At 45.7% G+C, this 11,610-nt stretch carries 12 protein-coding genes; 6 read left to right on the plus strand and 6 right to left on the minus strand.

Going from position 1 to position 11,610, the window contains the following annotated elements; translation table 11 throughout:
• Positions 1-112: 112 nt before the first annotated feature.
• Together TOL_RS02495 and TOL_RS02500 are read right to left on the minus strand one after the other, a co-directional pair.
• Positions 113-610, minus strand: a complete 498-nt coding sequence (locus tag TOL_RS02495; protein ID WP_015485693.1) for a 2-thiouracil desulfurase family protein — start codon at positions 608-610, stop codon at positions 113-115.
• The gene (locus TOL_RS02500) at positions 607-1,419 is read right to left on the minus strand and encodes a methyltransferase domain-containing protein (RefSeq protein WP_015485694.1); all 813 of its coding nucleotides are present in this window, start codon (positions 1,417-1,419) and stop codon (positions 607-609) included. Before TOL_RS02500 ends, TOL_RS02495 begins: the two co-directional genes overlap by 4 nt.
• 185 nt (positions 1,420-1,604) lie before the next feature.
• Here TOL_RS02500 and TOL_RS02505 point away from each other — a divergent pair, with 185 nt between their 5' ends.
• Together TOL_RS02505 and TOL_RS02510 are read left to right on the plus strand one after the other, a co-directional pair.
• Entirely contained in the window at positions 1,605-1,967 is a 363-nt protein-coding gene (locus TOL_RS02505; protein WP_015485695.1) for a PA4575 family protein, read from the plus strand.
• 94 nt (positions 1,968-2,061) lie between these two features.
• Positions 2,062-2,706 (plus strand): GGDEF domain-containing protein, encoded by a 645-nt coding sequence (locus TOL_RS02510; RefSeq protein WP_015485696.1) that lies wholly within the window; start codon positions 2,062-2,064, stop codon positions 2,704-2,706.
• Here the strand turns inward: TOL_RS02510 and TOL_RS02515 are convergent.
• On the minus strand, positions 2,703-3,713 hold the full coding sequence (locus tag TOL_RS02515) for an AraC family transcriptional regulator (RefSeq protein WP_015485697.1): 1,011 nt from the start codon (positions 3,711-3,713) through the stop codon (positions 2,703-2,705). The two genes, TOL_RS02510 and TOL_RS02515, sit on opposite strands and share 4 nt — an antisense overlap.
• Positions 3,714-3,816: 103 nt before the next feature.
• On the opposite strand from TOL_RS02515, the gene TOL_RS02520 reads away from it, so the two are divergent.
• Positions 3,817-5,397, plus strand: coding sequence for a flavin-containing monooxygenase (locus tag TOL_RS02520; RefSeq protein ID WP_015485698.1), 1,581 nt, complete (start codon positions 3,817-3,819; stop codon positions 5,395-5,397).
• An 80-nt stretch (positions 5,398-5,477) separates the two neighbouring features.
• Here TOL_RS02520 and TOL_RS02525 read toward each other — a convergent pair whose 3' ends face one another.
• Together TOL_RS02525 and TOL_RS02530 are read right to left on the minus strand one after the other, a co-directional pair.
• Positions 5,478-6,515, minus strand: a complete 1,038-nt coding sequence (locus tag TOL_RS02525; protein ID WP_015485699.1) for a 2-dehydropantoate 2-reductase — start codon at positions 6,513-6,515, stop codon at positions 5,478-5,480.
• 2 nt (positions 6,516-6,517) lie between these two features.
• Positions 6,518-6,973, minus strand: coding sequence for a YaiI/YqxD family protein (locus tag TOL_RS02530; protein WP_015485700.1), 456 nt, complete (start codon positions 6,971-6,973; stop codon positions 6,518-6,520).
• 170 nt (positions 6,974-7,143) lie between these two features.
• Between TOL_RS02530 and TOL_RS02535 the strand changes: the two genes are divergently transcribed.
• The 3 genes from TOL_RS02535 (at position 7,144) to TOL_RS02545 (ending at position 10,894) form a co-directional block, all read left to right on the plus strand.
• Positions 7,144-7,992: a metal-dependent hydrolase gene (locus TOL_RS02535; RefSeq protein ID WP_015485701.1), complete on the plus strand. Its 849-nt coding sequence runs from the start codon at positions 7,144-7,146 to the stop codon at positions 7,990-7,992.
• A gap of 198 nt (positions 7,993-8,190) precedes the next feature.
• On the plus strand, positions 8,191-9,069 hold the full coding sequence (locus TOL_RS02540; protein ID WP_041588374.1) for a metal-dependent hydrolase: 879 nt from the start codon (positions 8,191-8,193) through the stop codon (positions 9,067-9,069).
• 193 nt (positions 9,070-9,262) lie between these two features.
• Entirely contained in the window at positions 9,263-10,894 is a 1,632-nt protein-coding gene (locus tag TOL_RS02545) for a long-chain-fatty-acid--CoA ligase (protein ID WP_015485703.1), read from the plus strand.
• A 61-nt stretch (positions 10,895-10,955) separates the two neighbouring features.
• On the opposite strand, the gene TOL_RS02550 is transcribed toward TOL_RS02545, so the two are convergent.
• Positions 10,956-11,570 carry a nucleotidyltransferase family protein gene (locus TOL_RS02550; protein ID WP_015485704.1) on the minus strand — a complete coding sequence of 205 codons (615 nt, stop codon included), beginning with the start codon at positions 11,568-11,570 and terminating at the stop codon, positions 10,956-10,958.
• Positions 11,571-11,610: the final 40 nt, after the last annotated feature.

The following is an 11,610-nucleotide window of genomic DNA, read 5'->3' on the forward strand; positions in this document are numbered from 1 at the left end:
TTTTCAAGTATAGACACAAGGGGAGAATGTACAGTCTGGTCTCGACTGTTTATTGGCAATTGATCGGAAGTTACTTCATTTACGGATGCTGGCAGTCTGAGCAATGCAATGGTTAAAGATCATTCATCCAGTGCAATAGGCATGAATGGTCATCAGGTGAGAAACACTGGATGCCATGGCGTTGCAATAATGCCACGGTAACGCCATCTCCTTGGGTGAGTTGGCGCTGAAATTCACCATCATATATCTGGCCTACACCACAAGAAGGAGAGCGAGCCGCAAGCAAGGCCGCCATGGCGTGATACTTTTGTGCTAGTGCTAAGGTTTGTTGTGCGCCTTTGATAAATTCAGTAGTAACGTCATCCCCTTGGGTGGTGATCACTTTCGCTTTACCGTCCAAAACGTCATGTCCATCTCCGCCTTGGATCTCTGCGGCAGGGCGGGGCGTTGTTAGGCCGCCAGCAACTTCTGGGCACACAGCGATGATCCGGCCTTGTTGTTGCCACTGGCGCAGCTGCTCAGCGAGTTGGTTCACTTTGTTCTCGTTGCTTTCACCATCGTATCTGACTGGCTGACCGAGTAAGCAGGCGCTCACTAATAAGCGTTTCATGGATTGCGCTGTGCGAGGAAATGGACGTAGCGCCCTAAACGTCGATAGGGTTCTTGCAGTCCTACTTCAAGATCGGATTTGTTCACGGCCTCTTGCCCGATGCGTTCACGAATTTTTTGATGCATATGATCGTGAATACAACGAATACCGCGCCAGCGCCGAACGCTAAAGCCGAGCTGAGTTAGTGCTTGCTCAATGGCATCAGGGTCTAGCGGATGTTGCGGCGCATTCCCTTCGCGGCGTAATCTTGGGTTCGCGCCCTTGGGGGCATGTGTACGGCCATTCATCAGTTGACGCCATTCATGTCCATGTAAGTTATAAAACATAAGTGATAACCAACCGCCGGGGCGTACACGAGCCGCCAGCTGGGGAAGTGCATCAAATGGATGTTCTAACCACTCTAAAACGGCATGATTAAGCACAATGTCATACTCATGTGGAAAGACACTATCGGTTGCTTGTAGGCTGCAGCATTGGCTGTTAACGGGGATGTTTTCCGCTGCGAAGAGATCCTGCGCGAGCGTCAGCATTTCTTGTGAGACATCACACAATGAAATATTTGCGCCTTGTTTGGCCAGTTGTAAGCTGAATTGTCCTTGGCCTCCGCCGATATCCAATACCGTTGCGCCTTCAAGTGGTATCGCTAAATCGCTAAAGTCTTGTGCCAATGCCAATAATCGTAATTGCCCTCGCGGTGTGGCGTAAATAGTGCGACTAAAACGTGCGGCCAGATCGTCGAAATTGCGATCGACCGTTAGGTGTTTATGGGCAGCCTCTAGGCTGGAATGGTCGGCGGAATCGTGGGTCATTATGATGCGCTTTGGCTAAGTAGAGTAAACAATTGCAAGAATAGTACGCGAGCTAGAGTAATCTCCCAAATACCAATGTGAACGGCGGCTCAATCTAACAAATTGATGGCTAGTAATCGGTTTCAGGATGTCGGATAGTGTCTTAAGGGTGTCTGAGTAACAGCGCCAGAATATGGATGGTATGAATGAAACTGGTCTATGACGGAGCGGTAGCAGAATCAGTCCTTATCCGCTCTGGAAAGCGCATTGAGCTGCATGTGTGTGAGCTAGACGAAGAATTGTTTGTACTCGTCATGTTGGTGGGGCGTGACGATAGCATGCCTACTTCGATTAATAGCCAAGGCCCTTACCATGATAAGAACCAAGCCAAGGCGGCGTTAAGTGCCATTCGCTGGGCGTTAACCGTTGATGGTTATGACGGTGAGAAACGTACTTCTATTTGGTCATTGCATGCTCGGCGCGAAGCGCGCGAAAATCAGCATCGACGCTCTCTTTATGTGGTGGATACCAGCTTCGTTCCTTTGGGGGTTCCTCCCGAAGACGAATAACAATGTTTCTTATAAGCAGCCTCACCGGTTGGGATTATTGGTCTACACTGAATTTTGATCTTTAGTCGGCCGTTTCAAAGGTGATTTTGCAGTTATGCCCAATCAAACCGCTACCTGTCCGGTAGGAGAGTTAAGTTGTCCTCTGGTTGATGAAGTGGTGCACTTGCGTCAGCAAGTGATTACCGATCCGCTAACGGGCTTATTCAACGTCCGCCATTTTCGTGAAATGCTCGAACAAGAGTTAGAGCGTACTCAGCGAACTCGTATGTCGACCGCAGTGATGATGATCGATTTGGATCATTTCAAACGCATTAATGACAGCTATGGTCACGAAGAAGGTAATACTGTCTTACGTCATACCGCCCGTCTAATTGAAGCGATGACACGTCGATTGGACGTACGTTGTCGATATGGTGGTGAGGAATTTGTCGTTATTTTGCCATCGACGGAGTTGGCCGTAGCCAAGCGAGTTGCCGAGCGCGTACGATCAGCTCTGGCGTCTACGCCGGTTGATATTAGCGAAAACTCAATTACCGTGACGGCCAGCATTGGTTTGGCTATCTGTCGGGTCGATGAATATCTTGGCGCAGCCCAGTTGGTGCAAGAAGCTGATAAATGGCTGTATGAAGCGAAACGGCAGGGCCGTAATCGCGTTTGTTTCAATACTCCCGTTCAGCGCGACCAAGGCGTAAGCCAAGACGAAAAAGATGCTATACGTGGTTTATTCGGTGGCGATTAACGTTTGCGATATTGTGCCGGTGTAATGCCATGCCATTTCTTAAACGCACGAATAAATGCTGCAGACTCGGTATATCCGAGTAATAAAGCGATTTGTTCGACACTGGTTTTACTGTTGTCGAGTAATTTACAGGCTTTTTCAGAGCGTACTTTGTCCAATAATTGTTGATATGTAGTTCCTTCTTCTTTTAAATCACGACGAAATTGTCGTTCGCTACTACTAAACGATTCCGCACAATCTTTTATCGCCGGCAACTCCTCCTTAAACATTTCTAAGTGGTGCTTTACTCGCTCCGCTAGAGTACCGTTATTGACCTGACTACGTTTGCTTAATAATTCATCGCATTGTTGGCGATACAGTGTTAATGCCGTTGTATTCGCGTTGGGCAGTGTTTTTTTCAAAATATCGCCAGGAATTAAAAAACGAATAACATCAGTGCCAAATTTAACAGGGCATTGAAATTGTTTTTCGTAAAATTCGGCTTCTAATGGTTTTGGATAAGGGATGCAAATTTCTAATGGGTGGGTGTGTTGCCCGATCATTGTTTGCATTAAATTTAAAAATTGAAAGGTGCCTGCAACGTCGCGATCAATCACAAAACGATGCAAATGCTCAGGGACACGATAGGGCGTTAGAATGATGCTCGCATTCTCACCATCCAGCTCGAAACTTATTTTACTGAACAAATAGCTCATTTCTTGGTAGCGAATACCGAGTTGGATTGACTCGTAAACCGTGCTGCAGCTCATCAACATCATGGCGTAAGCGCCATATCCTGATAGTCCGAAGGTCGAACCGATTTTTACAGCGGCTAATGGGTCATGACTTAGATCAATAAACAGGTCGGAAAGTATCGCCAATTCGTCGGCCTGACTGATTACCGCATTACCATCAAATTGATCTTTGCGCATGCCGTGCCGCGCCAGTATTGGCGCGGGGTCGAGACCATAATTGCGTTGAATTTGGTCGATGGTAAAACTGAGTGCAAGGATAGATCTAAGAGTCATAGTGGCCGAATATGTTAATTTTTAGAAATTCTGGACATAGTTTGCCGTGGTCGCTCGGCAGTACATTGGATAAATCATAACAACGAACGAAAGGTTTATCACAATGACGGATATTAAACGTACTCTACCAAAATACACAGAAGTCGTTATTGTCGGTGGCGGTTTGGGTGGCCTAGCAATGGGTATCCAACTACAAAAACATGGCATTAATGACTACATTATCGTTGAGAAAGATGTCGAAGTTGGCGGTTCATGGCGCGACAATTCTTACCCAGGTTGCGCGTGTGATGTTCAGTCACATCTTTATTCATTTTCGTTCACGAATAAATCAGATTGGACGAAACGCTATGCTCCATGGGATGAAATCCAAGATTATATTCTAGCAACTGTGAGTGAGTATAACGTACGCCCTAATATTCGCTTTGGTCTTGAAGTGAATAGTTCAGTTTTCGACGAAAAAACCGCGACGTGGACAGTAGGCACAGCTGACGGCCAAACGGTTAAATGTAAGTACTTCATTTTAGCGACGGGCCCGTTACACCATCCACAAATTCCAAATATTCCGGGTCTTGATACATTCAAAGGTAAGGTAATGCATTCCGCACGCTGGGATCATGGTTACGATTTGAAAGGTAAAAAGGTTGCCTCCATAGGTACAGGCGGTAGCGCGATTCAGTATGTACCTGAAATTGCGCCGGATGTTGAGCGTTTAGATGTGTATCAGCGCAGTGCCGCTTGGGTTATTCCACGCGATGAGCGCAAGTACAGCAAAGCGAGCAAGTGGGTATTTGAAAAATTCCCGTCACTGCGTCGCTTATACCGCGCCCGTTTATACATGACGAATGAAATGCGCGTTTGGCCAATTTTTCACCCTAGTATTGCTGTTGTTGCAGAGTTCTTTGCTAAACAGTTTATTCGTGCGCAAGTGAAAGATCCGGTGGTGCGTAAAAAACTAACACCCGATTATATGCTCGGTTGTAAGCGTATTTTGATTTCGAATAAATGGTATCCAGCCTTTAATCGGGACAATGTTGATTTAATTACCGATGGCATTAAAGAGATTCGTGAACATAGTATCGTTGATAGCAATGGTGTTGAGCGCGAAGTAGATACCATTATTTTAGGCACAGGTTTTATTGTTGATCCTCGTGGTTATATGAATAAATTCAACCTGAAAGGCTTGCCGGGTCACGATATTTTAGAAGACTGGAAAGACGGTGCTGAAGCCTATTTAGGTAACACCGTCACTGGGTATCCAAATATGTTCCAATTAGTGGGGCCGAACGCTGGCTTAGGACATAATTCGATCTTGTTTATGATTGAATCTCAAGTGCACTACATTCTTCAGTGTATGAAAGAAGTTCAGAAGCGCGATGTGGGTTACTTAAATGTGAAGAAAGAAGCGCAAGTGGAATTTAACGAAGAGATGCAATCTCGCATTAAAGGTTCCGTTTGGACTTCAGGCTGTAAGAGCTGGTATCAGCAAGCGGATGGTAAAAACTTCGCTTTATGGCCTTCGTCAACTATGGAGTTCTACCGTCGTAACCGTAATGTTATTGCTCGCCACTACGAGTGGGTGAAAGTTGAAGCCAAGCCGCAAGCCACTGTGCAGCTTGGTTCGAAGGAGCGCGTTGTTGCTAAAGCTAAAAGTAAGACGGCTGCAGCGAAGGAAGTCAGCGCGTGATGCAAGATCAACTCAAAAAGCCCGTCATAACTTTTTGAGTTGAATGTTTGAGTCCTGATAGACCTCTTTGGGCGTTATTATTAACGCCCTTTTTTTTGTTCAATTTTTTTCTTTTCTTTCTTGATGGCTTTTTCAATCTCAGAGGACGACAAACCCTCATGCCGTTGATGGTGTTCTACTTGGTGTATGAGAGTGCACAATGCGGCATTCACTGGCGCATCTATACCAAGCTTACTTGCAGCTTTAACCACAGCACCGTTTAAGTATTCAACCTCGGTTAAGCGCCCTAAGTGTAGATCTTCCCACATAGAAGAACGCGCTTGAGGGTCTATAGCCAGCATGCTCGCTGCTAGTTTTTTAAATAACCAATCAGGAAAATTCATTAGCGGAGGTAACCAGCGCGCAGGTAGTCGCGTTAGTTTTGGTAGGTTTAGATTTTTTGCTTTAGCGACAACCAGTAATTCCGTCATTGCAGCACTTAAAATGCGACGATATCCAGCGTGTTCTAATTCAGTTTTAAGCGGCAAGCCAGAGAGTGCGTTAATCGCATTGTTTAAATTTAACTGTAACTTAGCCCAAACGATAGCTTCGTAATCTGAGTTGGATAGTAATTGAATATTGGTTTTTGCAAACGCTGAGGTTAATGCAGCGCGAATGGTATCGTTAGGCTCGCAGTAAATAGCGCCTTCCGTTCCGCGATGAAAGCGACCCTCACCTAGAGGAGCAACGTTAAAGCCAACGATTCCCCTAAGGATGTTAAGTGTGGGGCATATACGTTTAATGATGGCATCACTGCCTAAGCCGTTTTGTAGACACAACACAAGGGTTCCAGCTTTACAGTACTGGTGGAGTAATTGGGCCGACTCTTCAACGGCGAGGCACTTAACGGTAAGGAGTACTATGTCAGCATCGGCGAGAGCTTCATTGCTGTCCGTCATGTCAGGAGTGCCAACTTGCCATTGTTCCTCTTGATAGTCGCTAATCGTCAAACCACCGGCTTGGTGGATATCCGCTATTACTCGCGGCCTAGCGATTAGGGTTGGTGCTAGTCCGCCAGCCTTGAGGGCTGCTCCTAAATAACATCCGATAGCACCTGCACCAAGAATCACAACCTTCATAGCTAAGCCTTACGTTGGCGGGTTAACCAACGATCTAGAGAATTGGCGAATTGTTGCTTGTCGCGGTCAGAGAAGGCCGCAGGCCCCCCACTTTGTACACCACTTGAGCGCAAGGTTTCCATAAAATCACGCATATTGAGACGCTGACGAATGGTTTCTGCTGTATAGGTTTCTCCGCGATTGTTAATCACAGTAATAGCACGTTCCATTAATTCTGCTGCCAGTGGAATATCTTGCGTAATCACTAGATCGCCGTCTTCTGCACGCTGCACTATGACGTTGTCAGCAACATCAAAGCCTGCTTCGACTTGAACTGTATGGATATGTGGGCAGGGTGTAACAGGTACACGGTGGTTGGCGACAAAGTAGGTGGTAATCGCAGTGCGGATAGCCGCTTTGCAAATAACTTCACGTATCGGTTTTGGTGTCGCATCTGCATCCACCCAGATGGTCGGCATACAAGTCATCTCTCAACTAAACTGAAGGTTAACGATAGTGCATTATGGCAGAATACAACCCGACTTTCGCAGCCATATAAAGTGAATGGCATACTTGCACCTGTCCTAGCTGGTCATCCAGATCCATAGTTATGAAGTTGGAACAGGTTCCGCGTCTTTAGGAGTGCAGCATGTCAGTCATTACACCAGAGATACAACCGCGTCGCATGGCGATTCCGTTTGATTCACTGACGCAACGTTTTTTCTTCCTTGATAATCCATTATTGAGCGTCTTTGTGGGCGCATTATCGTCAACGTTTCCACCTGGTGAAGCGGAGTTTATTGCTTCGGTTCGTTTGTATCGTGACAAAGTGACATCACCAGAATTACAGGAACAAATTCGTGGTTTTATTGGCCAAGAAGGACATCATAGTCATCAGCATAAGCGCGCGAATGAAGTACTTCGTGACTTAGGCATTGACGCTGTGCGTTTAGAAAAGAGTTTAGAGCGCGAAATTAAACGGCGCTTACATGAGGGGAAAGCTAAACCTAAGTTTCGTTTAGCGTTAACGGTTGGCATGGAGCACTTAACGGCAATTTTAGCTGAGCATGTGTTGACCAATCCCGAGATCTTCGACGGCTTAGATGATTCGGTAAAAGAGTTACTTTATTGGCATGCTGTCGAAGAGATTGAGCACAAGGCCGTAGCTTTCGATGTATTCATGAGTACCGAAGGAGATCAGGCGTATTTACGTCGCGTTTTACGTTTTGCAACCCTTATGTTTTCTGTTCGCATCAGCCTATATATGGTTGCGCTATTGTGGTGGTCGAAAAAACGACCAACGTGGCGCGATATAAAAGAATTCTATAAATTCCTTTTTGGTAAAAAAGGAATGATTAGTGGCGTTCGTAGTAATTATAAAGACTTTTTTAAAGCGGGCTTTCATCCTTGGGATCACGAGAATACCGATTTAATAGAACGCTGGAAGAAAGAGTTCTATCGCGAAGAACACGATCAAGGGCGAGAAAAAACGGCCTAGTTATATCTCGTTATAAGTCGTAGTGTTCTGTTGAAACTACGACTTATAACGTCATGCCCCTTTCTTGTATCGCTCCGAATGCTTTGAAACCACAGTATTTTGTTTGTATTCCACCTGTCTCATTCTTCGGTCATCGTCGATACTTATTCTCGTGCTAACGCAAGAATAAATCTAACGATGCTCTTTTGGGAGAACGGTATGAACGCTACAGTAACCAATCTGGATATCAAACCAGAAATTAAGCCTCGCCATATGTCGATGCCTTTTGAGCAAATTGATACGCCGTATTTTTTTGCTGGTAATGCTTTGTTGTCGACTTTTTTCGCAGCATTATCGTCAACATTTCCCGCGGGGGAAGGTGAGTTCATCGCGTCTGTACGTTTATATCGAGACAAAGTAAAAGACCCGTTATTGCAAGAACAAATTCGCGGTTTTATCGGTCAAGAAGGGCATCACAGTCGTCAGCATCAGCGCGCAAATGAAGTGTTGCGTGATCTTGGTTTGGATGCTGTTGCTTTAGATAAGCATTTAGAAAGCTACATAGCCCGTCGTGTGCATAAACATTCGCCGAAATTCCGCTTGGCGACAACGGTCGGCATGGAGCATTTAACGGCGATTTTAGCGGAACATATTTTAACGTATCCAGAAACGGTAGAAACGCTTTCTGAGCCAGTAAAAGATTTATTGTACTGGCATGCGGTCGAAGAGATTGAACATAAGGCTGTGGCCTTCGACACCTTTATGTCGATTGAAAACGACCAAAAATATTTGCGCCGCATGATGGTGTGGGCGACGCTATTTTTTATTCATCGTATCAGCTGGTATATGGGCAAGCTGTTATGGCAGCAAAAGAAGTTACCCTCTTGGTCGGATATCAAAGGCTTTGCCGGTTTTATGTTCGGTAAAAAGGGTATGTTCACAGGTATTACTAAGAACTATTTAGACTTCTACAAAAAAGGCTTCCATCCTTGGGATCATGAGAATCGTGATTTGATTGAGCGTTGGAAGACAGAGTTCTATCGCGAAGAGCAGGATGTTGGTGCGCAACGGGCTGCTGAGAAAACAAAGAGCGCTTAGATCATACTTTTGGTCGTCACTATGGCTGGCTTCGGCCAGCTATCTACAAGGGTGGTTGCACTAGCGCCTTTAGCGGCCATTTTTTCGTGTTTTTTACTTACATTTTGGCAACATAGCCACCTTGAGTTTCAGGTCTAATCCACCTATGGTATTCGTCATAAAAAAATAATGCAGAATACCCGAGGAGATACGTATGTTAGGCCAGATGATGGATCGTCAGCTGCTGATTTCAGGCTTGCTGGAACACGCAGAGACTACCCACCCCCATTCTGAAATTGTAAGCCGCCGCTGTGAAGGCGATATACATCGCTACACCATGAAAGATGCTGCGGAACGTGCGCGTAAAGTCGCTAACGTATTAACTCGATTTGGCATTCAGCAAGGTGATCGCGTGGCGACGCTGGCTTGGAACAACTACCGCCACTTTGAGATGTACTTTGGTGTTTCGGGCTTTGGTGCTGTTTTACACACGATTAATCCGCGCCTGTTCGCCGAACAGCTTATCTATATTGTTAATCACGCAGAAGATAGGTTTATCTTCGTTGATTTAACTTTCGTACCATTATTAGAAGCCATTAAAGATCACATTACCGGCGTTGAAGGCTTTGTCATTCTGTGTGACGAAAACAAGATGCCGGACACTAGCTTGCCTAACGCTATGTGTTACGAAACTCTACTGGCTGCTGAGTCGTCTGACTTTGCTTGGCCTGAGTTCCCAGAAACTCACGGCGCAAGTATGTGTTACACCTCGGGTACTACGGGTAATCCAAAAGGCGTACTGTACAGCCACCGTTCAACCGTATTGCACGCCTTGGCGTCAGTGGGTGATGAAGTGATGGGCTTGTCATCGTCATCATGTTTCTTACCTGTGGTGCCTATGTTCCATGTTAATGCTTGGGGCACACCTTATTCAGCGTGTATTACCGGAGCTAAGCAGGTTTTCCCTGGCCCTGGTATGGATGGCGCGTCTTTATGGGAATTGATTGAAGCTGAGCAGCCAGACTTATTGTTAGGTGTTCCGACGGTATGGTTAATGCTCCTGAATCATATGGATAAAATCGGTAAGAAGCTTGAGTCGGTAGAAAACGTTATTGTGGGGGGAGCTGCGGCACCGCTGCAAATGATCAAAGATTTTGATCAAAAACACGATGCTTTCTTGATTCATGCATGGGGCATGACGGAGATGAGCCCAATCGGAACGATTAATGCTCACAACCACATTATGGAAAAACTGCCGCGTGAAGAGCGGTATTTGCTACAACAAAAGCAGGGTCGTCCTGTTTATGGTGTACAAATTAAAATCATCGATGATGCTGGAAATGAATTGCCGCGCGACGGTAAAACCTTTGGACGTTTGATGGTTAGCGGTCCTTGGATTGTGAGTAGTTATTATAAAAATGACGATGTGAGTAGCTTTGAAAATGGTTGGTTTGATACCGGCGATGTAGCGACTATCGATGAAAATAATTACATGCAGATTGTTGATCGCTCTAAAGACGTTATTAAGTCTGGTGGTGAGTGGATCAGCTCCATTGACTTGGAAAACGCTGCGGTTGGTCATCCTGATTTAGCAGAATGCTGCGTGATTGGCGCTCGTCATCCTAAGTGGGATGAACGACCTATTTTGTTGGCGATTCGCCATCCCGGTGTCGACGTTGATGAAGCGAGTGTACTGGCCTATTTACAGGATAAAATTGCAAAATGGTGGATGCCTGATGCGGTTATTTTCGTTGAGTCTTTACCGCATACTGCAACAGGTAAACTCTTAAAAATAGATTTACGCAAAGAGTATGAAAATTACTTAATAGAAAAAGAAAACGCGTAATTATTTTTTCTAAATTAAGTGCTATTGAAACCCACGTTAATACGTGGGTTTTTTTTGCTTATCAAATAGCAGCTTGCGAAAAAGCAGGTGGTTGGGTGTCATTAGTGATTTGATGCAAAGGACAAAGATCTTTAGGAGTGCGAATGACGCGAGAAATCGCTGGATCATTCACTACAAGGTCAATATCGGAGCAGGATGGCATCAGCCGTACTTCTGTACGATGGCCATGCAACTGCATTAAATTCCAGCCAAACTCACGGCGAAAAGCGGTTGGGAATCCTGGGTGTCCATCACCGTCCACAGGACGTATGCAAGGATGATCAAATAAGGATGCGGCTAACTGCTGATAGGTCACAGGCTGCACCCAAGGCATATTGCCGCGCGCTATAATCCAACCTTGCCAATGCTGGTTTGCGCGTACACCAAACGCAATGCTGTGACCAATGCCAAGGCGAGCGTCTGGGCAGATGCCTGCTTCAACACCATCTTGTTGGCATTGGTGCATTAATTCATGGTCGCCCGGATGTAAAACCACATAGCATGACAGTCCGCTGGCTTTGGCTGCTCGAATAGTCGCGAGTAAGACAGAGTCCTTATTGTTCAAGGGTAAACAGCGTTTATCCTGACCGAAGCGCTCACTACGCCCCGCCGCTAGGATGACGATACCAATCCCCATACACTTCTCCTTTGGTGTCTATTACTAGAGCCATTGAAGA

Origin of the sequence: Thalassolituus oleivorans MIL-1 (assembly GCF_000355675.1) — a bacterium.
In the GTDB taxonomy this organism is placed as follows: domain Bacteria; phylum Pseudomonadota; class Gammaproteobacteria; order Pseudomonadales; family Oceanobacteraceae; genus Thalassolituus; species Thalassolituus oleivorans.

Excerpts from the sequence above, each read along its gene's own strand:
- TOL_RS02495 (WP_015485693.1), bottom strand. The coding sequence starts at position 610 with ATGAAACGCTTATTAGTGAGCGCCTGCTTACTCGGTCAGCCAGTCAGA.
- TOL_RS02500 (WP_015485694.1), bottom strand. The coding sequence starts at position 1,419 with ATGACCCACGATTCCGCCGACCATTCCAGCCTAGAGGCTGCCCATAAA.
- TOL_RS02505 (WP_015485695.1), top strand. The coding sequence starts at position 1,605 with ATGAAACTGGTCTATGACGGAGCGGTAGCAGAATCAGTCCTTATCCGC.
- TOL_RS02510 (WP_015485696.1), top strand. The coding sequence starts at position 2,062 with ATGCCCAATCAAACCGCTACCTGTCCGGTAGGAGAGTTAAGTTGTCCT.
- TOL_RS02515 (WP_015485697.1), bottom strand. The coding sequence starts at position 3,713 with ATGACTCTTAGATCTATCCTTGCACTCAGTTTTACCATCGACCAAATT.
- TOL_RS02520 (WP_015485698.1), top strand. The coding sequence starts at position 3,817 with ATGACGGATATTAAACGTACTCTACCAAAATACACAGAAGTCGTTATT.
- TOL_RS02525 (WP_015485699.1), bottom strand. The coding sequence starts at position 6,515 with ATGAAGGTTGTGATTCTTGGTGCAGGTGCTATCGGATGTTATTTAGGA.
- TOL_RS02530 (WP_015485700.1), bottom strand. The coding sequence starts at position 6,973 with ATGCCGACCATCTGGGTGGATGCAGATGCGACACCAAAACCGATACGT.
- TOL_RS02535 (WP_015485701.1), top strand. The coding sequence starts at position 7,144 with ATGTCAGTCATTACACCAGAGATACAACCGCGTCGCATGGCGATTCCG.
- TOL_RS02540 (WP_041588374.1), top strand. The coding sequence starts at position 8,191 with ATGAACGCTACAGTAACCAATCTGGATATCAAACCAGAAATTAAGCCT.
- TOL_RS02545 (WP_015485703.1), top strand. The coding sequence starts at position 9,263 with ATGTTAGGCCAGATGATGGATCGTCAGCTGCTGATTTCAGGCTTGCTG.
- TOL_RS02550 (WP_015485704.1), bottom strand. The coding sequence starts at position 11,570 with ATGGGGATTGGTATCGTCATCCTAGCGGCGGGGCGTAGTGAGCGCTTC.